This is a genomic window from Paenibacillus sp. FSL H8-0315 (assembly GCF_038005365.1).
Taxonomy (GTDB): domain Bacteria; phylum Bacillota; class Bacilli; order Paenibacillales; family Paenibacillaceae; genus Paenibacillus_AQ; species Paenibacillus_AQ odorifer.
Map to the genome: position 1 here is coordinate 4618196 of NZ_JBBOTA010000001.1, position 26060 is coordinate 4644255.

General features: G+C 43.2%; 30 protein-coding genes and 5 tRNA genes. 31 read left to right on the forward strand and 4 right to left on the reverse strand.

The genetic code is table 11. The annotated features are described in order from the left end of the window. Positions 1-135 precede the first annotated feature (135 nt). A complete protein-coding gene (locus MHB56_RS20030) occupies positions 136-564 on the reverse strand; it encodes an Lrp/AsnC family transcriptional regulator (protein ID WP_341143916.1) in 429 nt (142 codons plus the stop codon). Positions 565-693: 129 nt separating this feature from the next. Here MHB56_RS20030 and MHB56_RS20035 point away from each other — a divergent pair, with 129 nt between their 5' ends. The 14 genes from MHB56_RS20035 to MHB56_RS20100 all read left to right on the forward strand — a co-directional run bounded on the left by MHB56_RS20035 (position 694) and on the right by MHB56_RS20100 (position 9752). Continuing rightward, positions 694-1446 carry an MBL fold metallo-hydrolase gene (locus MHB56_RS20035; protein ID WP_248547870.1) on the forward strand — a complete coding sequence of 251 codons (753 nt, stop codon included), beginning with the start codon at positions 694-696 and terminating at the stop codon, positions 1444-1446. A 143-nt stretch (positions 1447-1589) separates the two neighbouring features. Next, positions 1590-1665 (forward strand) — tRNA-Asn (locus MHB56_RS20040). A 7-nt stretch (positions 1666-1672) separates the two neighbouring features. Further along, positions 1673-1761 (forward strand) — tRNA-Ser (locus tag MHB56_RS20045). A 175-nt stretch (positions 1762-1936) separates the two neighbouring features. Beyond that, positions 1937-2383 carry an oxidoreductase gene (locus tag MHB56_RS20050; RefSeq protein ID WP_341143917.1) on the forward strand — a complete coding sequence of 149 codons (447 nt, stop codon included), beginning with the start codon at positions 1937-1939 and terminating at the stop codon, positions 2381-2383. Positions 2384-2485: 102 nt separating this feature from the next. Continuing rightward, positions 2486-3091, forward strand: coding sequence for a class I SAM-dependent methyltransferase (locus MHB56_RS20055; RefSeq protein WP_280752570.1), 606 nt, complete (start codon positions 2486-2488; stop codon positions 3089-3091). Between the two features lie 243 nt (positions 3092-3334). Then, a complete protein-coding gene (locus MHB56_RS20060; protein ID WP_212592233.1) occupies positions 3335-3880 on the forward strand; it encodes an O-acetyl-ADP-ribose deacetylase in 546 nt (181 codons plus the stop codon). A gap of 34 nt (positions 3881-3914) precedes the next feature. After that, on the forward strand, positions 3915-4376 hold the full coding sequence (locus MHB56_RS20065) for a DinB family protein (protein WP_038569085.1): 462 nt from the start codon (positions 3915-3917) through the stop codon (positions 4374-4376). A gap of 549 nt (positions 4377-4925) precedes the next feature. Next, positions 4926-5753 carry a branched-chain amino acid ABC transporter permease gene (locus MHB56_RS20070; RefSeq protein ID WP_438269099.1) on the forward strand — a complete coding sequence of 276 codons (828 nt, stop codon included), beginning with the start codon at positions 4926-4928 and terminating at the stop codon, positions 5751-5753. Between the two features lie 10 nt (positions 5754-5763). After that, a complete protein-coding gene (locus MHB56_RS20075; protein WP_341143918.1) occupies positions 5764-6732 on the forward strand; it encodes a branched-chain amino acid ABC transporter permease in 969 nt (322 codons plus the stop codon). Further along, the gene (locus MHB56_RS20080) at positions 6701-7483 is read left to right on the forward strand and encodes an ABC transporter ATP-binding protein (protein WP_340034078.1); all 783 of its coding nucleotides are present in this window, start codon (positions 6701-6703) and stop codon (positions 7481-7483) included. Before MHB56_RS20075 ends, MHB56_RS20080 begins: the two co-directional genes overlap by 32 nt. Before the next feature lie 6 nt (positions 7484-7489). Further along, positions 7490-8191 carry an ABC transporter ATP-binding protein gene (locus tag MHB56_RS20085; protein WP_076106949.1) on the forward strand — a complete coding sequence of 234 codons (702 nt, stop codon included), beginning with the start codon at positions 7490-7492 and terminating at the stop codon, positions 8189-8191. 71 nt (positions 8192-8262) lie between these two features. Then, positions 8263-9453, forward strand: a complete 1191-nt coding sequence (locus MHB56_RS20090) for an ABC transporter substrate-binding protein (protein WP_076099058.1) — start codon at positions 8263-8265, stop codon at positions 9451-9453. 138 nt (positions 9454-9591) lie between these two features. Beyond that, positions 9592-9663, forward strand: a tRNA-Glu gene (locus MHB56_RS20095). Positions 9664-9669: 6 nt separating this feature from the next. Then, positions 9670-9752: transfer RNA gene (locus MHB56_RS20100), tRNA-Leu, on the forward strand. A gap of 87 nt (positions 9753-9839) precedes the next feature. On the opposite strand, the gene MHB56_RS20105 is transcribed toward MHB56_RS20100, so the two are convergent. Further along, complete coding sequence (locus tag MHB56_RS20105; RefSeq protein ID WP_076185837.1) at positions 9840-10463, reverse strand: hypothetical protein; 624 nt, start codon at positions 10461-10463, stop codon at positions 9840-9842. Positions 10464-10689: 226 nt separating this feature from the next. On the opposite strand from MHB56_RS20105, the gene MHB56_RS20110 reads away from it, so the two are divergent. Continuing rightward, positions 10690-11055, forward strand: a complete 366-nt coding sequence (locus MHB56_RS20110; protein WP_036681672.1) for a helix-turn-helix domain-containing protein — start codon at positions 10690-10692, stop codon at positions 11053-11055. Between the two features lie 88 nt (positions 11056-11143). Then, a tRNA-Leu gene (locus tag MHB56_RS20115) sits at positions 11144-11226 on the forward strand. 67 nt (positions 11227-11293) lie between these two features. Here the strand turns inward: MHB56_RS20115 and MHB56_RS20120 are convergent. Beyond that, entirely contained in the window at positions 11294-11803 is a 510-nt protein-coding gene (locus MHB56_RS20120) for a GyrI-like domain-containing protein (RefSeq protein ID WP_339281768.1), read from the reverse strand. Between the two features lie 169 nt (positions 11804-11972). Further along, positions 11973-12452: a glutathione peroxidase gene (locus MHB56_RS20125; RefSeq protein WP_341143919.1), complete on the reverse strand. Its 480-nt coding sequence runs from the start codon at positions 12450-12452 to the stop codon at positions 11973-11975. Positions 12453-12632: 180 nt separating this feature from the next. Between MHB56_RS20125 and MHB56_RS20130 the strand changes: the two genes are divergently transcribed. The 15 genes from MHB56_RS20130 to MHB56_RS20200 all read left to right on the forward strand — a co-directional run bounded on the left by MHB56_RS20130 (position 12633) and on the right by MHB56_RS20200 (position 26041). Continuing rightward, positions 12633-13055 (forward strand): organic hydroperoxide resistance protein, encoded by a 423-nt coding sequence (locus MHB56_RS20130; RefSeq protein ID WP_341143920.1) that lies wholly within the window; start codon positions 12633-12635, stop codon positions 13053-13055. A 190-nt stretch (positions 13056-13245) separates the two neighbouring features. Next, the gene (locus tag MHB56_RS20135; protein ID WP_036681678.1) at positions 13246-13524 is read left to right on the forward strand and encodes a hypothetical protein; all 279 of its coding nucleotides are present in this window, start codon (positions 13246-13248) and stop codon (positions 13522-13524) included. Between the two features lie 94 nt (positions 13525-13618). Beyond that, positions 13619-14038: a thiol-disulfide oxidoreductase DCC family protein gene (locus MHB56_RS20140; RefSeq protein ID WP_076099055.1), complete on the forward strand. Its 420-nt coding sequence runs from the start codon at positions 13619-13621 to the stop codon at positions 14036-14038. Positions 14039-14117: 79 nt separating this feature from the next. Beyond that, positions 14118-15023 (forward strand): copper amine oxidase N-terminal domain-containing protein, encoded by a 906-nt coding sequence (locus MHB56_RS20145; RefSeq protein ID WP_076099054.1) that lies wholly within the window; start codon positions 14118-14120, stop codon positions 15021-15023. A 35-nt stretch (positions 15024-15058) separates the two neighbouring features. Further along, the gene (locus MHB56_RS20150; protein WP_076099053.1) at positions 15059-15493 is read left to right on the forward strand and encodes a DUF6526 family protein; all 435 of its coding nucleotides are present in this window, start codon (positions 15059-15061) and stop codon (positions 15491-15493) included. 185 nt (positions 15494-15678) lie between these two features. Further along, the gene (locus MHB56_RS20155) at positions 15679-16842 is read left to right on the forward strand and encodes a hypothetical protein (protein ID WP_076185824.1); all 1164 of its coding nucleotides are present in this window, start codon (positions 15679-15681) and stop codon (positions 16840-16842) included. After that, positions 16835-18067 carry a CpaF family protein gene (locus MHB56_RS20160; protein WP_076099051.1) on the forward strand — a complete coding sequence of 411 codons (1233 nt, stop codon included), beginning with the start codon at positions 16835-16837 and terminating at the stop codon, positions 18065-18067. The genes MHB56_RS20155 and MHB56_RS20160 overlap by 8 nt, the downstream gene beginning before the upstream one ends. 30 nt (positions 18068-18097) lie before the next feature. Then, positions 18098-18901: a type II secretion system F family protein gene (locus MHB56_RS20165; protein WP_076277686.1), complete on the forward strand. Its 804-nt coding sequence runs from the start codon at positions 18098-18100 to the stop codon at positions 18899-18901. A gap of 10 nt (positions 18902-18911) precedes the next feature. Next, positions 18912-19787, forward strand: a complete 876-nt coding sequence (locus MHB56_RS20170) for a type II secretion system F family protein (protein ID WP_076099049.1) — start codon at positions 18912-18914, stop codon at positions 19785-19787. A gap of 13 nt (positions 19788-19800) precedes the next feature. Next, entirely contained in the window at positions 19801-19989 is a 189-nt protein-coding gene (locus MHB56_RS20175; protein ID WP_036681690.1) for a Flp1 family type IVb pilin, read from the forward strand. Beyond that, complete coding sequence (locus MHB56_RS20180; RefSeq protein ID WP_341143921.1) at positions 19986-20657, forward strand: TadE family protein; 672 nt, start codon at positions 19986-19988, stop codon at positions 20655-20657. Before MHB56_RS20175 ends, MHB56_RS20180 begins: the two co-directional genes overlap by 4 nt. 27 nt (positions 20658-20684) lie before the next feature. Then, positions 20685-22913 (forward strand): hypothetical protein, encoded by a 2229-nt coding sequence (locus MHB56_RS20185; RefSeq protein WP_341143922.1) that lies wholly within the window; start codon positions 20685-20687, stop codon positions 22911-22913. A gap of 18 nt (positions 22914-22931) precedes the next feature. Next, positions 22932-23912, forward strand: coding sequence for a TadE/TadG family type IV pilus assembly protein (locus tag MHB56_RS20190; RefSeq protein WP_341143923.1), 981 nt, complete (start codon positions 22932-22934; stop codon positions 23910-23912). A gap of 25 nt (positions 23913-23937) precedes the next feature. After that, complete coding sequence (locus MHB56_RS20195) at positions 23938-24447, forward strand: A24 family peptidase (protein ID WP_076128203.1); 510 nt, start codon at positions 23938-23940, stop codon at positions 24445-24447. 16 nt (positions 24448-24463) lie between these two features. Next, positions 24464-26041, forward strand: a complete 1578-nt coding sequence (locus MHB56_RS20200; protein ID WP_341143924.1) for a DUF6382 domain-containing protein — start codon at positions 24464-24466, stop codon at positions 26039-26041. The last annotated feature ends 19 nt before the right edge of the window (positions 26042-26060 follow it).

The following is a 26060-nucleotide window of genomic DNA, read 5'->3' on the forward strand; positions in this document are numbered from 1 at the left end:
CGAAAGAGGCTCATATTTGGTGTTTTTCGTGCCAATAGAGGCAATGGGGTCCGATAGTATGCCAAATATGCGATTATGCTGAGTATAAGGTCAACTGGGTCCGATAGTAGCTTCATATCCGATTCCGATACAGACTTATTTCAGTTTTCCCATCGATAGATTGACTCTGTAATTTCCGAACTTCAGCAGTTCGTCGAGAAAGCTATTCAACTCCTTTTGGCTTCCGGTACGAACACGTATCCAGTAGCAGCCTTCTCCGCTGACCCTATGTATTTCTTTTACACTATCATGCTGCTTTGCGAATGTCTGAAAGGCTGGGTGAACCGTATTCGAACCCAAAAAAACAGTAATAAAGGCATGAATAGTCTCCCCAACCTTATCCGGATTCCAGCGGACCGTGTAGCCTTCAATCACTCCGGTGTCCTGCATTTTGCGAATACGTGCGCCCACAGCCTGACCGGTCATATGCACTTGCTGCCCAATATCTTTGTGACTGATCGTGGAATCTTCAATTAGAAGATGCAGGATGCGAAAATCCACATCATCTATAAAATAAGAATTCATTATTATCTAAAATCCTTTCTGCGTGAAAGTAGAACAGGCCAATCTTTTTCCAATCTCAATGTATTCTGTTTTAAGGTCCAACTATAATTAATTGTAGCAGAAGATAACTGAAAGAAAGAAGGGCTTCCGATGAAAATACAGCATATCCGCAACGCGACCCTATGGCTAGAGTATGGTGGCAGTACATTTTTAATTGATCCTATGTTGAGTGAACAGGGTGCTAATCCGCCTATTTTTAATACTGAAAATGATCGCCGCAATCCGCTCGTTCCTTTGCCGGGAGCCGTAGAACAATGGCTGAGTCCTAATGCAATTCTTGTCACACATCTTCATCAGGATCATTGGGATGCTGCTGCCATTTCTTTGTTGCCGCATGATCTACCACTATTATGTCAGGAAGGAGATGGAGATAAATTAGCGAAGCAGGGGTTTGAGCATACCACGGAAATTAGCGGTTCACTGACGTTTAATGGAATAACTATAACACGTACTGATGGACGGCATGGCACTGGAGTGACTGGTAAACTTATGGGTAAGGTATCCGGGTTTGTGTTTCAGGCGGAAGGCGAACCTGTTCTATATGTGGCTGGGGATACGATTTGGTGTGATAAGGTGAGAATGGCATTGGAGGTTTTTAAACCTGAGGTGACCGTTGTGAATGCTGGTGGTGCGCAGTTTTTAAGCGGATGCCATATTACAATGAATGAGCAGGATGTCGTAGACCTATGTGAATATGCTCCTTCTACTAAAGTGATTGCTGTGCACATGGACGCCATTAACCATTGTTTGGTTACCCGAGATAAGCTAAAAGCTCATTTAGAGAAGGAATCGTTGGGGGATCGGGTACAGCTTCCGCAGGATGGAGAATGGTGTAATCTATAGACGGAGAGGGATGGAAATCTCTTTAAAAAATCTAGCAAGCGGCCGAATAATAGCATAAATTTGAAAACGATCACAAAAATTATTTTGCCCGCTTGACTAGACCTTGAAATCATGATAAATTAGTTCATGTTCACTTGTAATGTTCCCTGATAGCTCAGTTGGTAGAGCACTCGACTGTTAATCGAGTTGTCACAGGTTCGAGTCCTGTTCGGGGAGCCATTTTCATGGAGAGATACCCAAGTGGCTATAAGGGGACCCTCTGCTAAGGGGTTAGACTGCGTAAGCGGTGCGTGGGTTCGAATCCCACTCTCTCCGTTCTGAATTACATAAGAAGAGCTTCCATTCTGGGAGCTCTTTTTTGTTGTGTGAATTTATTTTTCGGTTGCTATATGCGATTCGGAGAAACGGTGAATTCAATATTTTGGAAGGGGAATGGTGCGGAGGGATCGAATGTTTAATTGATAAGTGTGAAGAGTTTAAAGGAGGGAGCATGAAAACAATAAATCAAATACAAACAAAACCGTCAAGCCGATATGACAGTTTTGATCCGGATCAAGAGGGAAATAAAAATACTATTTTTGCCGACATAATAATTGATGATAGGTCTCTTTACCAAATGTTAAAAAAATATGATAGGGTTCCTTCGCTCGGGTGGGGTAGTGAAGAGCATCAAAGGAAAATGATTAATTATTTTTTGTTAAACGAAATGCATGAATATTTGTACTACAGGTACCCAATATTAGTCTGTCCCTGGTGTGGCGATGAAGATTGTGGCTTTATATCCGTATTTATTGAGAAAGAAGAGGATCTTATCATATGGAGAGATTTCAAATTAGAATCCGGTAATAAGACTATTGATATAGGCCCTTTTTGCTTTAAATGGGATGAATACGAAAAAGTTATTAAAGAGACATTTGGAACTGCGGGGATTCAATAAAGTAAACCTGAAAACCCATGGAAGAGATGTGCTCAAATAATTTATATGGGAAAGATCTATGAGTGAATCCAATAACTGCATGATCAAAGGAGTGGAATCAACATGGAACTGTTTAAGCAGATCCCCTTGTACAGATTTTTGGCATTATGCAATGAAAGTGGTATGGAAAAAAACATATTAGACTGCGGAGCGGGAGGGGATTCACCTCCACTAAGTTTGTTTGCAAACTATGGATACAGTACATACGGTATTGAGATGAATGACGAACAAATTAAAAGAGCTAGTCAGTTCGCAACTGCAAGAGGACAGAATCTAAATATACAACAAGGCGACATGAGACAGTTGGCACTAAGTGATGAGTCGATGAGTTTTGTGTATTCATATAACTCTATTTTTCATATGAGAAAACAAGATGTGAAAAAAGCGATAAATGAAATGAAACGAGTTCTAAAACCTAATGGATTATTATTTGTAAATTTTTTAACCCTAAAGGATTTTAGAGTCGGCGATGGAGTTGATTTGGGGGATAATCAGTTTGAACAAATGGAAGACGATGAATTCGTAATACACTCTTATTATGATTATCATGAGGCGGATTCTATGTTTGATGATTTGCAGTTAATATACAAAGAAGATCGAGTACTGGAAAGAAAGTTTGAAGACGAATGGATACGACAAGGATTTATCGATTACATATATAAAAAATAGCTGGATGCTGAAGAACATATTAGTAGCTCCGAAAAAACTAGATATCTGCGAACAATACGTTCACGCTGTGGACCACGAGGTGTTGGTTCGATAGAAGGTAAAGGTTTGAAGAAGAGTTAGCCAGGTGGACAACCCCACGAGTCTAGTGCAAACGACTGTTTCCTAGGGTGATTTAAGCCGCTTGAATGTCAATCAGCACTTGATGCTTGTTCGCAACCATTATACTTCGGGGGGGGATTTCAGATGGATGTAATTATAAATAACTCAATGATTCAGTTGATTCAAGGAGATATAACTAAATTAGATGTTGATGCTATCGTCAATGCAGCAAACACAAGCTTGATGGGTGGAGGCGGAGTAGATGGAGCTATCCATAGAGCTGGTGGAAAAGCGATATTAGAGGATTGCATGAAAATTCGTAACCAAAGGGGAGGTTGTGAGGTTGGAGAAGCGGTAATAACAACAGGAGGAAATCTGAAATGTGAATTTGTTATTCATACCGTTGGTCCTGTTTGGAATAGTGGAAAGAATAACGAAGAAGAGAAGTTAAGGAATTGCTATAAAAATTTATTAATATTAGCTGAATCTAATGAAGTAACAAGTATTGCGATACCTAATATAAGTACAGGAATATATAATTTTCCGAAAGATCTTGCTTGTAGCATAGCTATAGATGAAGTTTCAAAATATATTATAAATAATAAGTCGGAAATAAATAAGGTTATTTTTATATGTTTCGATGAAGCGAACTATGAACTATATAGGAATGAATTAAAGAGATTTTGTTAGAATTTTGATGTTTACCAGAAAAGGAGATGTGCCAATGAATAACAGATCAGATTTGCTAAATCAGTTTAAGGAATGGAATGGATTTGTTCTAGAAATTATTGATTTAGATTGGAAAACACCCATCGCTGAAGGAAAATGGACCATTCATGATGTTGTTAGTCATATTTTGTTATGGGATAAATACTTCTATGAATCGACGATCGAACCGATAGCATGCGATAAAGCGATAACACTTCAACTTATTGATTTCGATCAATTCAATAATGATGCTGTTATATATGGTAAGACAAAAACCAAAGACGAATTAATAGAATTGACTGTGAAGTATCGTAACTTAATATTAGATTGTATAAGTAGTCTTGAGGAGGGAAAATACTCAGGCAAATATGTGGACGGAAGGTTTTCCTTTGAGTCCTATTTAAAGGATTTTATATCGCATGACCTACATCATATGATGCAGATTAAAGAATTAAAAAAGAAAATGATGAGTAATTGACTCGTGACGGAAGTGCAAAGAATGGAACTGACCACCCTAATTAGCTTTCTCTCACTCGATTATTGTGTGGGACAGAGCTTTTTTTTGCGCAAAAATAGAGATACAACTTGACCAGTAACTCATAATAAACTCGAAAAACACATATCCAAAGAGACAAATGTTATATTATTTATCATTAAATGCAATCTGTAGGTAAAATCAAAGACTCCCCCTCTGAAAATCAAACTTTAAAAATCTCCATAATTCTCCTGTTTTCTTCTCTTTACCCACTTTCTATCTATATACGTCCCAAAGGATTAACTCAAAATGTTATGTAATATAACATAAAATATTGAATATTATAGTAAAAACCACAAATTTTACTGACGCATGTATAGTACTGTGTTAATATAAGTGACATAAAACGATGAAAATGAATGTAAGCTAAAGAAAGGTGTTTTTAAAAATAAATATGGGGATTGGGGGACGGCGATGGAGTATTTCATTCAACAGTTAATTAACGGGATTTCTGTAGGGAGCATCTATGCTCTGATCGCACTTGGGTACACCATGGTTTACGGGATTATTAAATTGATCAATTTCGCCCATGGGGATGTGTTTATGGTTGGGTCGTTTATTGGATTGTTCAGTGCCAGGTACTTGGCTTCAGCAGGGCTTCCTCCGATACTGGTCTTACTTATCTCATTGGTGATCTCTATGACAATCAGTGCGTTGCTGGGGATGTCAATCGAACGGCTAGCATACAAACCTCTACGAAAAGCTTCGCGAATCGCTGTGTTGATTACTGCAATTGGCGTTTCTTTTTTGCTGGAATACAGCGGTGTGTTTGTGCTTGGTCCTCAGGCTAAAGGATTTCCGGAGATTCTTAATAAGCAGCAATACAACTTGTTTGATTCCTCGATTCAGGTGGACTCCAATCAAATCATGATCTTGGGGACGACGGTTATTTTGATGATCATCCTTCAGTATATTGTGCACCGAACAAAGATTGGTAAAGCGATGCGGGCCGTTTCTTTTGATATGGAAGCAGCACGGTTGATGGGGATTAATGTAGATCGGACCATTTCAGCCACCTTCGCGATAGGTTCTGCACTTGCGGCAGCAGCAGGCGTTATTTTCGGAATGACTTACAATTCAGTGGATCCGATGATGGGGGTGCTTCCGGGGCTTAAAGCTTTTGTGGCTGCGGTTCTAGGTGGCATTGGCAGTATTCCTGGTGCTCTAGTAGGGGGACTTCTGCTGGGCACAGTCGAGACAGAGGTTTCTTCTCTGGGATACTCTTCGTGGCGTGATGGTGTGGCATTTGCTGTACTCATCCTAATCCTTATCTTTAAACCATCCGGGCTATTTGGTAAAAATGTCCGCGAGAAAGTGTAGGGAGATGCCTATGAAGAAGATAAACAAGTCATTTTGGATAGGCATTGTATTTTCTGTCATGCTATATATCGTCATTCAAGTTCTTCTAACAACGGGAATATTTGATGATGTCATGGAGTCTACGCTAATTCTAATTTGTATAAATGTCATGCTGGCGGTGTCTTTGAATCTGATTAATGGGATAACGGGGCAATTCTCAATCGGGCATGCTGGATTTATGTCCATTGGTGCTTATGTTTCTTCCATTTTAACTTTGAACTTTGATATGCCATTCGTGCTGGCGCTAGTGATCTCTGGACTGATTGCTGCATTTTTCGGTGTGCTTATCGGGATTCCGACCTTGCGGTTGAATGGAGACTATCTGGCGATTGCTACGCTGGGATTTGGTGAGATTATCCGGATTGTCCTGCTCAATACAGAATATGTGGGCGGAGCTTCAGGTCTTAGCGGCATCCCCAATCAAACGACTTGGACGATTATGTTTCTGTTCACACTGGTCACGATTGTTGTGATCAATAACTTTATACGTTCCACTCACGGCCGGGCTTGTATAGCGATTCGGGAGAATGAAATTGCTGCTGAAGCGATGGGGATTAATACAACTTTGTACAAAGTCATTGCTTTTTCACTTGGAGCATTATTTGCGGGAATAGCTGGTGGTCTCTCTGCTCATAAGTTCTACGTCATCAATCCTGGCAGCTTTAATTTTCTGAAATCATTCGAAATTCTAGTCATGGTAGTGTTAGGTGGGCTAGGAAGTACAAGCGGGGCCATCGTGGGTGCGATTGTACTGACGGTGCTCTTCACGGTGCTTCAGGAATATCCGGAGCTGCGGATGATTATTTACTCGGCGATTCTAATTCTGATGATGATTTTTCGGCCTAAAGGGCTGCTTGGCAGCACGGGTTTTTCTTTCTTGAAATGGTCTAAAAAGGAGGTCAAGCCAAGTGACAGCATCAACAGTGGAAGTGCTTCTTGATGTTCAACAAGCAAGTCGTGCATTTGGCGGGCTTAAGGCGCTTAACGAGGTATCTCTCCATATTAATAAAGGCGAGTTGATTGGGCTCATCGGACCTAATGGCGCGGGAAAAACAACCCTTTTTAACTTGCTGACAGGTGTATACCCGCCTTCCAGTGGCGATATTATCCTCAGCAATCAGGCAGTAGGCGGGATGAAGCCTTATCGGATTAACCGAAAAGGGGCAGCGCGGACATTTCAGAATATCCGTCTATTTACTTCTATGACGGTGCTGGATAACGTTAAGATCGCATTTCACCAGCATGCCAGACATTCGATGTTCACTTCCATGCTTCGTCTGCCTAAGCATTTTGTAGAAGAAAACGAAATTACGCAAAAGGCTATGGATATTCTCAAAATATTTAATCTTGCCGATCAATGTGATGAATGTGCCGGGAATCTTAGCTATGGAAATCAAAGGCGTTTGGAAATTGCGCGCGCGCTTGCAGCAGGACCTAAGCTTTTGCTATTGGATGAACCAGCCGCAGGGATGAACCCGAATGAAACTCGGGAACTAATGAATCTTATTGCCTGGATCCGTGAAGAGTTTGAGCTGACGATCCTGCTTATCGAGCACGATATGTCCCTGGTTATGGGGGTGTGTGACCGGATTTATGTGCTGGATCGCGGAATGTTGATTGCTGAAGGTACGCCCGTTGAAATACGGAATCATCCCAAAGTCATAGAAGCCTATTTGGGACAGGAGGCGTAGTGGACCATGCTTAGCGTACAGGGGATCAATGTATATTATGGGGCTATTCATGCCTTGAAGGATTTAAGTATGAATGTAAAAGAAGGCGAGATTGTAACTCTAATCGGCGCAAATGGAGCAGGCAAGTCCACGTTGCTTAAGACGCTTTCGGGACTGCTGAAACCCAAAACAGGCAGTATAGATTTCATGGATAAATCTATTACGAATCAGAGTGTTCAGTCCATCGTAAAACAGGGGCTTATTCATTGTCCGGAAGGCAGGCGTGTATTTGCTAATATGTCTGTGGAAGAAAATCTGGAGCTAGGAGCTTTTTTACAAGATTCGGGCAGCTTAGCTGCTGATTTTGCCAAGGTTTACTCCACCTTCCCGCGTCTTTTAGAAAGAAAAAAACAGCTTGCCGGCACATTATCCGGCGGGGAGCAGCAGATGCTTGCTATGGGGCGCGCGATGATGGGGCATCCCAAGCTTTTATTATTAGATGAACCCTCGATGGGGCTTGCTCCATTGCTCGTTCAGGATATTTTTCGGATCATCCAGGAAGTAAATGCCTCTGGAACAACAGTACTTCTTGTAGAACAAAATGCCCATCAGGCGCTAAAAATTGCTCATCGGGCTTACGTTCTTGAGACGGGCAGAGTGGTGCTTGAGGGAGATGCCAAGGAATTGGCAGATTCGGAAGAGATCAGAATGGCTTATCTGGGACATTAATTCATCGGCTAGTTCACAACAGCATCACAGAAAGAACCTATAAAATATTTATTTTGGGAGGCTGGAAGAGGATGAAGAAAATCGGGGCCATATTGCTGACTGCATTGCTGGCTGGTGGATTGCTGGCAGGCTGTGGGAACAAGACAGACAACACTACCGCTGAAGGTGGGAATGCTGGTGGAGGGACCATCAAGATTGGAGCAGACCTTGAGCTTACAGGCGGCCAGGCTTCCTTCGGTGATTCTGCACTCAAAGGGGCAAAGCTGGCGGTAAAAGAAATTAATGACGCAGGTGGAATACTCGGCAAAAAACTTGAACTGATTGAAGCGGATAATGCCTCCAAGTCGGAAGAGGCGACACGCGCAGCGCAAAAGCTGATTACTACCAATAAAGTTGTAGCTATTATAGGTGCAACTACATCTACGAATACACTCGGGATTGTTCCCGTTGCTCAAGAAAAAGGCATCCCGCTGGTTAGCTCCTCAGCCACCAATCCCAAAGTAACAGTTGATGAACGTACTGGAGATTTGAACGAATGGGTATTCCGGGCCTCATTTATTGATCCTTTCCAAGGCGAAGTAATGGCTAACTTTGCTAAGGATACACTTAAAGCGAAGACGGCTGTTATTTATACGGATGCTTCAAGCGATTATTCCAAAGGGCTGCAGACCTTCTTTAAAGCAACGTTTACTAAGAACGGTGGCTCAATCTTAAGCGAAGAATCCTATCAACAAAAAGATTCTGATTTTAAAGCCGTATTAACACGTATTAAAGAAGCTAATCCCGATGTTATTTATCTTCCAGGCTATTATGAGGAGGTCGGCAAAATCGTAAAGCAAGCTCGCGAAATGGGGATCACCGTTCCGTTTATGGGCGGGGATGGCTGGGATTCACCTCAGCTGGCTGAGATTGCCGGAGCGGATGCCCTAAACAATACGTTTATGTCCAATCACTATTCACCTGAAGATAGCTCGCCAGAAGTAAAATCGTTCGTAGATGCCTTCAAGGCTGCTAACGGTGATCTTGTTCCAGATGGGATGGCTGCGCTTGGATATGATGCTGTGAAACTAGTGGCAGACGCGATTACACGTGCGGATTCCACAGAACCTGAGAAGCTGAAGGATGCACTGGCGGGGACAAAGGATTTACAACTGGCCACGGGTAAAATCACAATGAATGAAACGCATGACCCGGTAAAAGCAGCTGTGGTGCTAAAGTTTGTAGATGGGGTACAAACCTTTGAGGCAAAAGTAAATCCATAAGTGTTGTGATTAGACGCGCGTACCTTTATTGGTGCGCGTTTCTTTTAGTTTAAACTTTTTTTAAAAAAAGGCTTGTCAAAATTCTTATGGTTTGATATACTCATTTTTGTTGTGACAAGAAAATAACTTGTAAAGCATGGCCCGTTGGTCAAGGGGTTAAGACACCTCCCTTTCACGGAGGTAACATGGGTTCGAATCCCATACGGGTCATATTATGCGGTAGTGGTGGAATGGCAGACACGCTATCTTGAGGGGGTAGTGGGTGTATACCCGTGGAGGTTCGAGTCCTCTCTACCGCATACAAATAAAAAGTAAGAAACCCTTTGTTCGCAGAGGATTTCTTACTTTTTTTTATAAGATTAGAAGTGAAATTCAGTGACGTCAGGTCATCTCTTAAAAGCCCCAGCATACTGGGGATAGAGCTGTCTTATGCAGTCTGGGCAGATATCATGAGTGAATTGCAAAGAAAGCTGATGCTTTAAGAAATGTTCAATGGTGATCCATTCATCCTTGGGATTACGAATACATTTACAGGAAGCACAGATTGGGATTAGCTCAAAAGATGATGGTAAGGTTGAACGGAGGTTTATGATCTCCGGATGAAGAGGTTCTTCTTTATAGGGGCCCACATCATATAGTGAAATTATAAAAGTGGCTTCTGGGTGCGGATCTGAGAGAAATGGGTAGATCTCCAAACGGAAGATTCGTTTCCCTTTATTAGCGGTTTGTATGGAGAATTCGGAAGTATAAACCTGATGCTCTCTGCGGAGTATATATTTCACTGATTCATAAAGCTTGGCCCATTGATCGGGATCGACAATCACATCTTGCATGAGCTCTGAGTAATACGCGCCAATCCATTTCTTATTAGTAGAAAGACCATATTCATGACTAAAGGTCTTCCACCTACTGTTGGTGAACTGGATAATCCCATGACTGTTGATTACCACCGCATTGTGCGGTAAAGCTTCAAGTGAATGGATAATGGAAGATGATAAGCATTTTGACAAAAGTCACCGCTCCCTCCTAGAGATCATTCAGGATGATAAGTTAACAAAGGGGGCCAGACGGTATTCTACAGATACTTGTCACCTGAGTCGCCTCTTATCGTCACTCCAGCCATATGATATAATCGGATAATACATAACAATACTAATTATATACTTTTTTACGTTATTTTGCAATAGGTAATTACGTAAATAAGTAATTTATTTTTAGATGGAGGGCGATTCACCGATGCAGACCATATACGAACGTATAGAATACCTGATTAAGCAGAAAGGTTTGACCAAAAAATCATTCTGTGAGCAGTTAAATATCAGCACAGGTAATATGGGAGATTGGAAGCGGGGGAAGACTACTCCAGGAACACATAAGCTGATTGAGATCGGTGATTTTTTTCATGTTAGTCTGGACTGGCTCATTCTCGGCAAAGATACACCGGATACTGTACGAGAGAGCGGCGTAGACTATGATTTGAGTGATGTTCAGCTATCGGAAAGCCGAGTAGATGAATTACTTCCAGCAGAAAAGAATTTTATCAAGGAATATATAGCTTTTGCTGAATATCGTAAACAGAAAATGGTCGACGAAGAATCTTAAAATCTGCATCTTTACTTTTGAGAAAAGTACATTTATAATAATGAATGTTGACCTCAAACAAATTTATGTTCTATGTTTAACACACCGCGCGGTAGTGGTGGAATGGCAGACACGCTATCTTGAGGGGGTAGTGGGTGTATACCCGTGGAGGTTCGAGTCCTCTCTACCGCATACAGAATGAAGAAAGAGGCCTTGCGATGCAAGGCCTCTTTTTTTGTTCAATCCTCAATCACACAACCTACTTCTTTACAAGCGGCACGCATAGATTGGCTTCGAATCCTTCATCATCCGGACCGGACTTTTCCGTGTATTGGATGTAAAAGACTCCATCAGGGTTGAACTTATAACCGGAATCCGGCAGCCATTCATTATATATATAATTCCAGGTATGTTGAAAAGCCAACTGAGGGAATCCGTTAGCAGTAAATATAGCATAGGTAGACGCAGGAAGTTTCTTATGAACAAGGCCTTCAGGGATACAATCTAACTGCTCGACTTCAACACAAAGGAAAAAATCAATATCCCATGCGGTATGCTCCCACAGTTTAGGCACGGATGTACGGTTCTGAAATAGACCGAGATAACAACCGCTGCTTTGAACTTTTGTGTGTATAGTATCAAATTTTGTATCAATATCCAGCTCGCCAAAAACATATTCCCAAAGATTCGCGTATGGCTCCCCGGATGAGTTTACATTTGCCCAGCCAATAACATTTAGTTCGGGTATATCAAGCAGTTGAACAGTCACCGATTGTCCCTCCCAGCAAAAATATTTCAACAATATTATAAAATATTCCAAGAGATTAAAGGGTGCTGATATATAGCGATATTATGACGTTCTTTCTAGTTAAAAAGGATACTTTACCGCATAACAACAGGGGGCTGTGTGATGTGGTGAGCATCCTTTTTCTAATGAATTATTTTAAAAGCTTGGAGATATCGGATTCGATCTGCTGTGGAGTGGTTTTAGGAGCAAACCGTTTTAGAACACGGCCATCTTGGTCAACCAGAAACTTCGTAAAGTTCCATTTCACGCTTTTTGAGCCTAAGACACCAGGGGCTTCTTTGGATAAGTATTTGAATAATGGATGTGCTTCATCGCCTTTTACGTCAATCTTCTCGAACATAGGGAAGGTTACCCCATAATTAATCTCGCAGTATTCCGCAATTTCATCACTTTCGCCAGGCTCTTGTCCAGCAAATTGATTGCTTGGAAATCCTAAAACTTCGAACCCGCGGTCCTTGAATTTCTCGTACACTTCCTGAAGACCTTTATACTGGGGAGTAAATCCACATTTGCTGGCAGTATTCACAACCAGGAGTACTTTACCCTTGTACTTTGACAATGATTTCTCTTCACCCTTAAGAGTGTTGACCTCAAAATCATAAATACTCATGGATGACACCTCCATAGCTAATTTAAGTTTTTAACAATTTAATTGTACACTATTTATGGTCTGGAGCCAAATAAGAAAGTATTATGAATCATTCCTCATCATCGTTTCAAATCATACCTGTTGTTTAAAGTATAAAGTATGAGCATGACCAATACAGCTTGATGAAGGAGAAGATGACTCATGAAAGCATTATACACAGCAACTACAACAGTCCATGGCGGTCGTGAAGGCTCCATTGAATCCTCGGATGGCGTGTTAAAGCATAATCTAAGCATGCCTAAAGAGCTTGGAGGGCCGGGAGGTTCCGGTACCAATCCAGAGCAACTATTCTCGGCTGGTTATGGAGCGTGTTACGAGAGTGCACTAGCGAATATCGCCCGTAAAGAGGGCGTGAAACTCCATGACGTGGAGGTAACTTGTAATGTGTCCATTGGGAAGGATGACAGAGATGGAGGCTTTAGACTTGCTGTGAGAATGGATGTGAAGCTGCCAGGGATTGAACACGACAAAGCAGAGGAACTGGCGAAGAAGGCTCACGAATTCTGTCCTTACTCCAAAGCAACCAGAGGTAATATCGAGGTTGAATTAAAGATTGTCGATTAAATGTATCTGTATATATTTTATGGAAATAATGGCTAAATAGAGACGTAAATCATAAAAGAGTAATAAATAGCTGCCGTGTTAGGCGTCTTTGGTTGACATCACCCTTAAAATTCTTTAATATGTCTAAGTATCTGAGAATGTGCCTGCGTGTGCAATTTACAACCAAAAATTTAAATAATGGGTGATGAAGATGTCTTACAGACCGAATATTACGAATGTGACCAAAGCCAGCAGCAACGATAAGGAAGGATTGTACGAGTTCATTATCAAGCTTGCTGATGGAACGGAGTGCCGCGCGTTTTATCATCGGTTTCCGGAATGGAAAATGACGAACATCAGCCGCCTGCTTAAAACTCCATGTCCAATTTGCCGCAAAGATTTCATCTGCAAATGCATGGAGGCATTCACTGCTGATTTCGAAGGGCAAATGATCGGGGATCAATGGATTGAGAAAGCAATCGCAGAATAATTAAAGAACGGCACTTGATGGCGCGGGAGGTTATCCCGCGTTTTTGTTTACCCAAAAAAGCAGAAATTTACGCCTTTAAGACGGAGGGGGAGCCGTGAACGAGGAACTGAACCTTATGAAAGATAAGTCTATCGTGTTGATAGACGGAGTGTGTCATCTTTGCCAGGGGGTAGTTCGTTTCATTATCCCGCGTGACCCCGACGCTAAATTTCTATTCGCACCATTACAGAATGAGATTGCGGCAAAGCTAATGAAAGAGTCCGGACTTCAGCCTGGACAATTAAACACAGTGATTTTACTGGAGAACGGAGTGTATTATACAGAGTCGGCCGCTGTGCTAAGAATTGCCCGTAAATTGAGATTTCCTTGGCCTGCCGCATACGTGTTCATCTTAGTACCACGCCCATTGCGCAATGCCCTTTATCGGTATGTAGCCAAGAACCGCTATCGTTGGTTCGGACGTGATGAGCAGTGTATGCTCCCTACCCCAGAGATCAAACGGAGATTTTTGTAATCCATAATTTGGGAGAATGTTATAATGAAACTATAAATGGGTATAGTTTTTTCATATTATGACTAGGGGTGAACGAATAGTGAAACGGAAAGGGCTTCTGTTTTTTATAGTCATGTTATTATCTTTAAGTATGATCGGTACGGCCTCAGCTGCCCCCAAGCTTCGCATTATGGTGAACAATTCAAGTGTGGATGTTGGTGTGCAAATCGTGTCGGGGAAGACGTTGGTTCCGCTGAAGGCTTTTGAAAGATTCAAGAATACTTCTATTCAATGGGATGCCAATACCAAGCAAGCTACGATTGCTAGAGATTCTATGAAGATTAAGCTTACGGTTGGCTCACGGACGGCTTGGAAGAACTCGGATGCTGTACAACTGGATGTATCGGCCAAAATAGTGGATGGAAGAGTAGCGGTACCCCTGCGGTTTATTGCGGAGGCTCTTGGAGCGAGAGTAACAGTAGATGCTGCTACGAATACAGTCTGGGTTCAGGAACGGGCCAATGCTAAACTTGTGCAGAATTATAATAGTAATGACTTAGTTGTTTCCCGCATAGCTGCTCTGCAATTCCCGGTTGAAGAAAGAGAACCCTCCAAATTGACGGGTGATAATGAAGCATTGTCAATGACGTATTATTTTCCTGAAGGCAGATCTGATGGTTATTTTATATTGTATGGACATTTCGTAAAGTATTATGAGATCAAGGATAATATTGTAAAAGTAGTTTGGGAAGCTGATCTGGATATGTCCAAAGAGGCTACAAATAAAGATTTTACCGCGATATTCGGTTACCCAGTTGCGAAGGAATATGGTAAAGCACCTGTTCTAGCTCCATCCTATGCCTCTTTTTATACGAGTGTTTGGGGAAGTCAGATTATTTATGGAATGGTTAATGCGGATGGAACTACTAAAGTTTCAGGACAGTCTCTGTACTGGGGGAATAATGAACCTTTTGTCGTAGCTATTCCCGGAGAGACTAAGCTTTAAGCAATATACAAGTCATATAAATATGGAGATGAATGATGAACAAGGGGAAGCCTAAAGGTTTTATGCGTTTTGATTGGCCTTATCATTTTGTAACTATGCCGCTAGCGCTGATTATATTTGTGTGGTCGGGAATTTATGTCGTTCAGGTGTTACGTGATGATGGTGCTTTAACAGTGCCCTTGCTATTATTTGGTTTATCTCTATGCCTGTTATTTGCGATTACTCGAATTCGAATTTATGCCACAAAAAATCAGGATCGAGTAGTGAGGGTGGAGGAGCAGTTCCGGTATTTCCGATTGACAGGCGAAGCATTAAATCCAAAGCTTGAATTAGCTCAGATTATTGCACTTCGGTATGCAGGAGATGAAGAGTTTCCGGCACTATGTCAGCGGGCGGTGAAGGAAAAGCTTAGTCCTGCCGATATCCGGTCTGCCATCAAGAATTGGCGTGAAGATACGATGAGAGTCTAAAAACCACTTGATGTGCGAAAAAACTTATTGCTGCCTTCTTATATATATGCTACTATAGCTGTAAATTAAAGGGATAGTAACGGAAGCACCGTTCAATGTACCGTATCCACGGTTATTGTCGGTGCTTTTTTGCTGTCTTTTTTTTGACAATATTTATAAATTTCTTGCGAAAGGAGAGAGGTTTTATGGCGGCAAGGATTGTACTCGCAGTGCGTGAAAGCCAATATATCGAACCATTGCTACACTATCTTCATCATAGTGAGTATGGAGAAATGCTGCGAATCACGGCTTTTAGTCGGCTGGATGCTTTTATCGATTTTATGAGGGGAGAGGATATGCCGGATGCTGTTGTAGGTGACGTTACTTTTATCGAGGCTTGGCTTGTGGAGGGAAGAACTAAGGTGCCTTGGGCAGTTTTGAGTGAGGAGGGAGCTTATCTTAGCAGGAGTTCTAAAAGTCTGGCTGGAGGCATCATGATTGCGAAATATCAGGCACTGCCTTCTCTGCTGGGAGCATTTATTCAACTATGTGAAGTGAAACGAGCTAGAGGTTCCTCTGTATTAGATGAAACGCTGCTGCTCGGTATCGTCTCCTCAAGCGGGAACACGGGCAAAACCACAGTAGCTATGAATATGGCTAAGCAGCTAGGTGAATTGGGGCTTTCGGTCTTTTATTTGAATCTTGAAAGTGTGGACAGCAGTGGATTATTTTTACGGCCCCCTGCAGGAAATACGCCTGGACTAGAGCGGCTCCTTTATGAAATCAAAGCCAGCCGGGATAAGGGCGGAGCCGATACGATTGATTTGGGGCAATACGTGATTAGGTATGATCACCTTCGAAGTGCTGCTTTTAGGCCAATTATTAATGTAAAAGAAATGCTGCAGATGACTACGCAGGATACGCTAGATTTGTTGGCGCTGTTGGTTGCGGAAAGAAATTTTGACGTAGTTATAATAGATACCGGCAGTATTGAAGAAGAACGTGCCAAAGCTGTGTTACATAAATGCGGAATTCTATTGTGGGTAGTTAGAAATGACGAGGTAAGCATTCATAAGACCATGAGATGGCTATCCCATTGCAATGCTCCTAATTCTGGTATGCCCAGCCAAGTGATGGACAAAAGTAGATTTGCCGTGAATTTTGCCGCAGAGGGTTTAGAGGTGTGGGCACCTCCGGAAGGAATTACCGTTGAAGGTGTACTTCCGTATATCCCATCTTGGACGCTGCAGCACCGTGAGGAGCTTTTTCTGAACTCACCACAATTCCAAAAGGAGATCTTACAGCTGTGCAAGCAGATTATAGAACCGTCGCTTCCGCAAGTATTCACTGGTAAGGGTTTACATGAATGAGGAAATGTTTAAGGCACTTCGCAGTGACATCCGGGCAGGATTAGATGTTACTTCTGCAGTTGGAAATCGTGAACTCACCCAATATATTGAAAGGACAATTTTGGACAGCGAAAATCTGCGTTATTTAACAGCACAGGAGAAACATGAGCTCGTGAAGAGATTGTTCGATTCTTTTCGAGGATTGGATGTACTCCAGCCCTTAGTGGATAATCCGGCGATCACTGAGATTATGATTAACAGCCATACTGAGATTTTTGTAGAAGAGGAGGGGCAGATTCGTCGTCTCCATTTGGAATTTGAGTCCAGCAGCAGGTTGGAGGATATTATCCAAACGGTTGTATCCGGTGTGAACCGGGTTGTAAATGATTCTTCTCCTATCGTTGACGCTCGGCTAAAAGACGGATCGCGTGTAAATATCGTGCTTCCGCCGGTAGCTCTGAAAGGCCCGGCGATGACCATTCGGAAATTTCCTGAAACACCGATGACGATGCAGGATTTAGTCCGTCGTGAAGCCTTAAGCTTGGAAGCTGCAGAGCTGCTGCAAATTTTAGTGGCTGCTAAATACAATATTTTTATTAGTGGGGGGACAGGCTCTGGAAAGACTACTTTTCTTAATGCATTATCTCAGTATATCCCCCCACAGGAGAGGGTCATTACGATAGAGGATTCCGCTGAACTGCAGATTGTAACCGTGCCGAACCTTGTTTCACTGGAGACCAGGAATGCTAACACGGAAGGTAGAGGGGAGATTTCCATCCGAGATTTGATTCGTTCTTCTCTGCGAATGCGCCCTAACCGGATTGTTGTGGGGGAGGTACGGGGAGCGGAATGTCTCGATATGCTACAGGCTATGAACACCGGGCACGATGGAAGCTTGTCTTCCGGCCATAGTAACAGCGCACACGATATGGTCAGCCGACTGGAGACGATGGTGCTAAGTGCTGCGGAGCTTCCGGTAGCTGTTGTTCGCCAGCAAATTTCATCGGCAATTGATATCTTCGTACACTTATCACGTCTCCGTGATCGTTCCAGGCGGGTGATGGAGATCAGTGAGGTTGCGGGGTTGAAAGACGGGGAAGTGATCTTGAATCCCTTATATGAATTTCAAGAAGCTGGTGAACGAGAGGGAAGGGTGCAAGGGGGGCTGCTTCCCTGTGGTAACCCATTGTTGCATACAACGAAGCTTAGGATGGCTGGTGTAAACTCCTATCCATTGGCTCAATAGAGATTCAAAATTCCAGAAGGGGGGGAGGTCATGCTTAAGTTTAAATTTGTTGCTGCAAAGCCTGTAGAAGCGGATCCTGACGGTCCTTCGTTATTACCAGATTATAAGGTATACGAATTGACCTTGCTGCAGAGGATTCTGACCCTTACTGCAGGTGGACTGCTGATGTATGGAATTGGATATCTTTTTTATCATCATTGGCTGCTGTCGTTGCTGCTTATGCCTGGCGGAGCTTATGCCCCGCATATGCTGCGTAACTATCTACTGAAAAGACGTCGAAATGCACTGAATTTACAATTTAAGCAGACGTTATTTTCGCTGTCTTCCTCCCTTTCAGCTGGGCGTTCGGTGGAGAATGCATTCCGAGAGGCGGTTCAGGATTTACGTATGCTCGACCCGGAGGGAAGCAGTGATATGATCTCTGAGTTAAACATTATCTGTGCACGCATGGAATATGGACAGCCTGTGGAAGAAGCACTGCGGAACTTTAGTGAAAGAGCGGGAATGGAGGACATCGAGCGATTCGCGGATGTGTTCTCGGTCTGTAAACGTACTGGTGGTGATCTTGTAGAAGTGGTGCGCCGTACATCAACGATTATCGGTGAGAAGCTGGATATTCAGCAGGATATTGCTGTAAGTATTGCTCAGAAGAAATTTGAGGCTAAGGCACTGCTGATATCTCCGCTGATCATGGTGATGTTTATGAGTTTGACGGCTGGAGAATATATGCAACCTATGTATACAGGAGCGGGTATAGCCATATCGACATTAGCGCTTGTTGCTTTATTCCTATGTTATCTCTGGACTACTAAAATAATGGACATTCCACTGTGAAGGGGGTGAAATCATGCGCTGGCTATGTGCGGTGGTTACTGTTATTTTGCTGATAGTCTGGGTTCTACTGCGAATTCAATGCGGCAACAGATATGTCGCGTTACGCAGTCTTCCTATGGAAGGATTACGGCTTCGGAAGTTAGGCGAACCGTTATTACTGCTTATTGAGAAGAGTGGTATCGCCAGTCGGTTTCCCTCACTGTTGTTCAGAATTCAGCGTTCTCTACAGCGCAGTTATGGGATGCGTTATAGCGCAGAGCGGACCCTGCTGTTCATGGGTGAGATGCTAAGTTACAGCTGGCTGTTGCTTGTAGGTGGAAGCTTGATTACAGCATTTAGTGGCGAACAGGCAGGTATGATATTGGGTGTGTTTTTGGCAATTGCTCTACCAACCGCTATGGTCAGTGATCTTCACAAAAAGGTGAGAGTTAGGGAGCAGAATATTATGCTCGAATTGCCAGAGCTGCTGAACAGTATTGTGTTGTTGGTTGGCGCAGGAGAGACCGTGCAACGAGCTATTATTCGCTGTGTGGAAAGCCACCGGGGGGATACGAATCATCCTCTGTATAAGGAGCTAATGACTATGACTAGTGAATGGGAGGGCGGATATTCTTTCCAGCAGGCGTTTGAAAATTTCAGCAAGAGATGCGCTGTGCAGGAGGTATCGGTATTCACAACGACAGTTTTGCTGAATTATCGCAGAGGTGGAGCGGATTTTGTGCTATCGCTACGTGATCTGTCGCGGATGTTGTGGGATAAACGAAAGGCTCTTAGCCGGACGCGCGGAGAGCAAGCATCCTCTAAATTAGTTTTTCCGATGGTAGTTATCTTTTTAATAGTAATTGTACTGGTGGGAACGCCAGCATTTTTGATGTTAAAAATGTAGGAGGCTGAAGCTGATGGTATCAACAATGTTGGACAGTATGAAGAACTTTTGGGAAGACGAGGAAGGTTTAGGAACTTTGGAGATGATTTTGATTATTGCTGTCTTGATTGCAGTTGTTCTTTTGTTTAAGGACAAAATTCAAGAGGTAGTAGAAGCCTTAATTAAAACGGCGGGTGAAAAGAGTCAGGAAGTATTCGATTGAACAAGTTTAAGGGTGATCAAGGCAGTTTTACTATTGAAGCGTCACTTCTGTTGCCGATCGTCATGTTTATTACGATGCTTCTTTTGTTTTTTTGCTTGTATAGCTATCAGAAGTCCATGCTGTTGCAAGTGGCCTCAGGAGCTACTGAGCGGGCGGCTTACAACTGGGACAACAGTCACAAGGAGGTCTCTGGTTCTTACATGGCTGGTGAGTATGACTCCCTTTATTGGAGAATTGGGGATGATGCCTTGTTAGCCTCATTATTTGGTGGAGAAGCTGGCAGTGCTGGCGTGACAATAGAGTTGCCCGGTGAAGTATCAGGGAAGAGTGATTTGCCAGTGCTTAAACTGGGCCATTCGTCTACTATGATTCCGGACAATATGCCAGGAACTATGCGTTATGCTCACAGCCTTACAGGACGGAGAGTAAAGGCCGAGTTAAATCGTCTACTGAGCTTGCATGTGCTTGATAGCGTTCTATCGGATGAGGCTAACCCAACTGTTGAAGCCCAGTCTATCATTGTCGAGCCTGTTGAGTTTATTCGTACGGTCGACCTGATGCGTTATTTTGGAGCTAAATTTAAAGGGGGCTCTGAGGGTAGTGGATCTGCAGTTTACATGGATAAGAAGGATGCTTCTGCTATGCTGACCAAGCTTCAGGATAAGTAAAATCTCTGTTCAAGGGAGGGGGTTTTAATGAAAAGTATAATTACGGGTTGTCCTGCTAAGGGCAAAACAGAAGGCTCAGTTACAATTTTTCTAATCATGGTGCTGGCTTTCGTCTTTCTATTTACTGCTGTGCTGATTGATTATGCGCGAATCGCTGCGTTCAACGTTCAGGAGGAACGATTAGCGAGAGCCAGTATCCGCTCTGTTATGTCTTCATATCATGTTGAATTGCGTGAGAGATACGGTTTATTTGCATTCGGTGATAGTGATGGTGATATGCTGCTGTCCAAAGTGCTCAATGAAAATTTGCATAAAAGTGGGCGGGGGGATACGTTCAATCTCTTACCCTTTGCACTGGAATCCTCCTCTTTGGAATGGAGCCGGCCGCTGGGAAGTTATGATGTTTTTCGTCATCAAATACTGGAAGAGATGAAATATAAGGCTCCGGTTGATTTCGCCTTGGAGCTGGCAGGTAAATTCAAGCCGCTGTCGGGCGTAATGGCAGAGGCCTCAAGAGCTACTGAATTACTTAGTAAGCTGCAACCTTTATATGATGAACGTGAAGAGAATTTGGATCTAATGTTAGAGCGGAGAAGCCAAGCGGCGGAGAGTGGAAGAAGAGTACTGCTATGGATTATGAATCCGCCCGGAGATTCTATCTCGGCCCATTCGCTCGGAAGCATGCAAGCAGCCGCGGATATACCAGCACAGTATAGTGACTATCTTGGGAAATATTACGAAGATCTATATCGTGATAGTAAAAAGCCTGCAAAGTACACTTATCAGTTGGCACTTTATCAGAGCCGAACTTCAGAGATGTTGTCGCGGCTCCCATCCTTATTAACAACCTTTCATGAAGAACATGGACAATCAATGGAGGAAGCGAAGGATGCGTTAAACAAAGCGCAGCAATTGAATGACGAGATGAGAGATGTTTTGGCAGCTTCCCGAATAAGTGGCGTAAATCTGGCAGACGATCCTGCTAAGGACTGGGATATTCCGGGAAACTCGGGGGAAATAAGCGCTGAGCCACTTAAAAAGCTGCATGAACAGGAAGATGCCTTGATCCTCTCTTCGGCTGACATTAGTAGTATGGAGAATGGTTTATTTATGCAGCAAAGTGCGTACGAGTCCATTGAACCGACGGTAACAGGATTATCAGGAGTGTTGCATGAAGCTTTGGGAGTCAACGGCGATTCCTACCAAATGATTTCCTCTGTTCTAGGGGCTTCGCATGTAGTGGACAACTATTATAAAAAATACGGTAAGAAGGGAAGTGTTATCGCTAGTGATTTGGCTTTTCTTGAAGAGCATCGCAGCTCGGATAAAGCACGTAAGCAAGTAGAGTGGGAAGCCAAATCCAAGCTGAGCGAGGTTAGAGCACTGCTGGACAAAATTAGAATGCTAGGTAGCGGAGCGGCAGCTTCGATGGAACGTTATCAAATCCTTCATCAATTTTATGAGGACAATGTTTCATTTAATAACGGATTGGAGTCTCAATCCTCTGATAAATCTGAAGTATCCTCAGATCCCTATGCTGCTGGAAGCTCGGCGATGAAGGATATTGACGGGATTTATGCAGCAATGAGTGGCATTATGGGGGGCGCTAGAGACAGGCTTTTTCAAACGGAGTATTCCGCGCTTTATTTTCAGCATTTTGATGTTTCAAAGTTAGCTAGTCTGGCACTGAATTCTCTGGAAGACACTAGTGAGCTCACAGATCAGCTTGATCCTCGCGCTCAGGAGCTGGAATACATTTTATACGGATTTCATAATCCCGCAGGGAATGTGGCCGCAGCCTATGCCGAAATATTCGCGATGAGGTTGTCCATTCGCACAATGGAAGGATTTATAGAGAAGGCAACCTTGGGAAATCCACTGGCTGTTCTAGCGGCGGCACTGTTGTATGGAATCCAGCATGCCATTCAGGATATGTTGCAGCTTTGTGAGAAGGATGCGATTCCTTTATCCAAATATATGCCGGCGCAGCTGACTTACCGTGATCATATGCGACTGTTCATGATAATGCATGGAGGCGGGGAAGTGCAGCTATCGCGGATGCTGGCTCTAATTCAACTGAACACAGGAATAAATCCAGCGGAAAGAAACACCTATGTATCATCGGGCATTAAGCTCCAAATGCAGTTATGGTTTCTGCCAGGTGTAGTTAAAATGTTGAATTACACTGCTGGTTTTCCGGGAGAGGTACAAGGGAATAAGTATCTGAGGGCAGTAAAAGCTGATTATTCTTATTAGCGGGAGGTTGGTAAGGAGATGGGGGATGGGTATGGAATCAGAGGGGAGGACAAGGAAGAAGGTAGCATGGTAGTAGAAGCGGCGATGGTTCTTCCGTTCTTCCTGCTATTCGTCCTGTTCCTGATTTCTATCGTACAGATGACCTTGTATTCGACAGCTTTGCAAAGTACAGCATCAGACACTGTAAAGTCTATTTCAACTCATATGTATCCTACGGCTTTGGCGGTGCAGAAATGGGGAATATCCAGCGAAGTAAGTGATGATTCAGGAGGGGATGACAGTGATCATTCTGCTGGCCTGAATTGGACTATTCCTCGCTTGTCACTTACTGATTGGGGCGATAGTTATGCTGAGTCTTTACCCAAGCCGTTAAATGAGTGGGTTATGTCGGCTTTAGAAAGTGGTGAGGGACCGTTGCAGAAGCTTCAGGCAGAGACTAGTGAAAGTGTACTTGATCTTGCGATCAAACCTTTATTGAAACCATACCTGACATCAGATTTACTGGATTATGAGCGAATTCATGTATCTAATGTTATGGTGCCGGAGCTAAAAGAGGGTACTCGTCCCTACCTTGGGCTAGTGGTTAGTTATAAGCTGCCGATGAAGGTCCCCTTTCTAAACCAAAGTATTGTTTTAGAAGCAAGTGCTGTTGAACGCCTCTGGATCGGGGATACGGGAGAAGGCACAGCCAAGGAGGGGAACGGTACTGGCCAACCAGATGAATTCATTGAAATCTTAGAAAAGCCGAACCCGGCTGTAGCGAATAAGCAAGGCAAGGTTCGTGCCAGAATACCGCCGAATGCTTCTGCCAGCTTGTCAGTCTTTTATAAGAGCGGGGGCAGTACTGCCAAATATTTAGGCTGGAAACAAGCGGATGAAGATGGATATATCGAGTGGGAATGGAAAATTGGTGTAAATACCACATCGGGCTCGTGGCCGTTTGTTATACAACTGGATGATGGTAGATCTGTTGAGGTTATGTTCACAGTAGTGAAGTGAAAGGGTGGAAAAAGGAGTGTAATAAATGGCAGAGTGGACATTTTGGGGATGTCTACCGTTTTTAGCAGCGGCACTGATTACAGATTTGAAGTCGATGAGAATACCAAACTGGATCACCTTGTCAGGCTTGCTCACCGGTCTGCTTGCACAAGGGGTGATCAATAGCTGGCATGGACTGCTGAGGGCTTTCGGGGGAGCTGCTGTAGGATTTACAGTCCTTCTGATCATGCATTTATTAGGGGCGGTTGGCGCGGGGGATGTTAAGCTTTTTGCTGGAATCGGAGCGTGGACAGGGATGTTGTTTACGCTGCAAGTCGTCATGTACTCCGTACTATTTGGTGCCTTAATAGGCTGGTTAATTGTTTTAAAGAGACGGGAGGCGGTCAGTCGTTCGCGTAAGATCATCAGCAGAATTTCTGGATTTATTTTATGGAAGAGCCCGTTTCTATTAAAAAATAACGATAGTGAACTGTTGAAATTCCCTTTCATGCTGGCTGTTATCCCTGGTTCCATATGCGCTTATCTATACTTTTAGTTCGGGAGGTGATGTTTTGTTGTTCGGATTAACCCGTGATTTTATACAACAGGATGGTATATATATGATCCTTGGTGAACCCGAAGGAATACCTGAGGAGAAGCTTAATTTGATTCAGGCGCGCATGCTGATGAACACCGACATTCCTCATCATTTGAGGCTGTTACTTAGAGAAATAGATATGAAGGTTACTATGGAATACGCTGTTTTACGCAAAAAAATGCTTAGTCATCTACTCAAAGGAGAGAAGCTAAGTATGAGCTCATTTTTCGGGTTATTGCTGCAAATTGCCCAAGGCATGGAAGATGGCAGGTTATATATGCTGCGGGCGGAACAGTATGCTTTGCATGCAGATTACATTTTTATTGAAGGGTCGTTACAGAGCGGTAAAGTATACCTGACCTACATACCCATTCAGGAGAATAAGTCTGGTTCAAAGCTTGGAGAGTCACTCAAGTCACTAATCATGGTGTTAATGGCATCTATCACAGAGCTTACTGGCAGTGGTGTGCAAAGACTATTGCAATATTGCAGTGAAGAGGGATTTACTCCAGCTGGCTTAAAGATTCTTTTATCAGAGTTGCTGACAGAAAGAGAGCCCGTTACACCTGAAAGACAGCTTCATGAAGGCGTAAAAGAATATCTAGTGAAAGAGGCAGCAGCTCCACCATTAAGAAAAATATATGAGCATCGCGAAGATAAGGGATTGGAGCAGCCGACTGCTACTCCTTGGATCAGCAGCTATCCTAATCTTAAGATAAAAGAGGAGGAGAGCCTGTCTCTAAGCTTGGAGGATGAGCAGGTAACGAATCCGCAAGCCTCAAGCTCAAGAACCTATATAGTGCTAGGGTGTCTATTAGGAGATGCACTACTGTGGAAGTTTCTATATTTGGATAGTCCAAAGCCGTTATGGTTTGCCGTCTGTGTAGTTGTGACGATTGTATTGGCTGTTTTAAGCTGGATGGTTTGGAGCGGAAGGCTAAAGGTTGGTAAAGAAGATGAGGATTGTCTGAGTGAGGATTCTGAAGATACTAACTGTAATCCGAGTCGGAAAGAATTGGAGTGGAATTTTGGCAGGAACCCTGTGGCTTCTACACGTCCTCCAGCAACAATCCCAAAGGTAACTCCGCAATTCTCAGATTCAGCAGCTAACGTTCCGGTAACCCGTCATGAATCACTAGCAGAGGAACATTGTTCTGTTAAAGCACAAGAAGCCATAGCACCAACAACTTTATTATCACAGGAGAAACCGCCTAAGCAAGGACGACAAATCGAAAAGCTGGATCGGAGTATTCCTTATCTCCAAAGAAACGGTGAGGAGGGTGAAGAGGCGGAAATGATCGAGTTAAATCGAACTAGCTTCATTATCGGCCGATCGGCAGAGGTGGCTCAATATGTGGAAAGATCAGAAGGAGCCTCTAGAGTACACGCTGAGATATCTAGAAGCACCAGCGGATATATTCTCAAGGATCTTGACTCCAGAAATGGAACGCTTTTTCAAGGTGAAGCCATGGTCCCGTATAAAGAGTATCCACTAACAGAGGGGACCACATTTAAAATTATAAAAGGAAGCTACACATTCCATATAGTATGAAGGTGAGTTCTAACGATGA

Bases quoted from the DNA above. Each gene is read 5' to 3' on its own strand.
- MHB56_RS20030 (WP_341143916.1), bottom strand. From the start codon at position 564: ATGAATTCTTATTTTATAGATGATGTGGATTTTCGCATCCTGCATCTT.
- MHB56_RS20035 (WP_248547870.1), top strand. From the start codon at position 694: ATGAAAATACAGCATATCCGCAACGCGACCCTATGGCTAGAGTATGGT.
- MHB56_RS20050 (WP_341143917.1), top strand. From the start codon at position 1,937: ATGAAAACAATAAATCAAATACAAACAAAACCGTCAAGCCGATATGAC.
- MHB56_RS20055 (WP_280752570.1), top strand. From the start codon at position 2,486: ATGGAACTGTTTAAGCAGATCCCCTTGTACAGATTTTTGGCATTATGC.
- MHB56_RS20060 (WP_212592233.1), top strand. From the start codon at position 3,335: ATGGATGTAATTATAAATAACTCAATGATTCAGTTGATTCAAGGAGAT.
- MHB56_RS20065 (WP_038569085.1), top strand. From the start codon at position 3,915: ATGAATAACAGATCAGATTTGCTAAATCAGTTTAAGGAATGGAATGGA.
- MHB56_RS20070 (WP_438269099.1), top strand. From the start codon at position 4,926: ATGGTTTACGGGATTATTAAATTGATCAATTTCGCCCATGGGGATGTG.
- MHB56_RS20075 (WP_341143918.1), top strand. From the start codon at position 5,764: ATGAAGAAGATAAACAAGTCATTTTGGATAGGCATTGTATTTTCTGTC.
- MHB56_RS20085 (WP_076106949.1), top strand. From the start codon at position 7,490: ATGCTTAGCGTACAGGGGATCAATGTATATTATGGGGCTATTCATGCC.
- MHB56_RS20090 (WP_076099058.1), top strand. From the start codon at position 8,263: ATGAAGAAAATCGGGGCCATATTGCTGACTGCATTGCTGGCTGGTGGA.
- MHB56_RS20110 (WP_036681672.1), top strand. From the start codon at position 10,690: ATGCAGACCATATACGAACGTATAGAATACCTGATTAAGCAGAAAGGT.
- MHB56_RS20125 (WP_341143919.1), bottom strand. From the start codon at position 12,452: ATGAGTATTTATGATTTTGAGGTCAACACTCTTAAGGGTGAAGAGAAA.
- MHB56_RS20130 (WP_341143920.1), top strand. From the start codon at position 12,633: ATGAAAGCATTATACACAGCAACTACAACAGTCCATGGCGGTCGTGAA.
- MHB56_RS20135 (WP_036681678.1), top strand. From the start codon at position 13,246: ATGTCTTACAGACCGAATATTACGAATGTGACCAAAGCCAGCAGCAAC.
- MHB56_RS20150 (WP_076099053.1), top strand. From the start codon at position 15,059: ATGAACAAGGGGAAGCCTAAAGGTTTTATGCGTTTTGATTGGCCTTAT.
- MHB56_RS20155 (WP_076185824.1), top strand. From the start codon at position 15,679: ATGGCGGCAAGGATTGTACTCGCAGTGCGTGAAAGCCAATATATCGAA.
- MHB56_RS20160 (WP_076099051.1), top strand. From the start codon at position 16,835: ATGAATGAGGAAATGTTTAAGGCACTTCGCAGTGACATCCGGGCAGGA.
- MHB56_RS20165 (WP_076277686.1), top strand. From the start codon at position 18,098: ATGCTTAAGTTTAAATTTGTTGCTGCAAAGCCTGTAGAAGCGGATCCT.
- MHB56_RS20175 (WP_036681690.1), top strand. From the start codon at position 19,801: ATGGTATCAACAATGTTGGACAGTATGAAGAACTTTTGGGAAGACGAG.
- MHB56_RS20185 (WP_341143922.1), top strand. From the start codon at position 20,685: ATGAAAAGTATAATTACGGGTTGTCCTGCTAAGGGCAAAACAGAAGGC.
- MHB56_RS20190 (WP_341143923.1), top strand. From the start codon at position 22,932: ATGGGGGATGGGTATGGAATCAGAGGGGAGGACAAGGAAGAAGGTAGC.
- MHB56_RS20195 (WP_076128203.1), top strand. From the start codon at position 23,938: ATGGCAGAGTGGACATTTTGGGGATGTCTACCGTTTTTAGCAGCGGCA.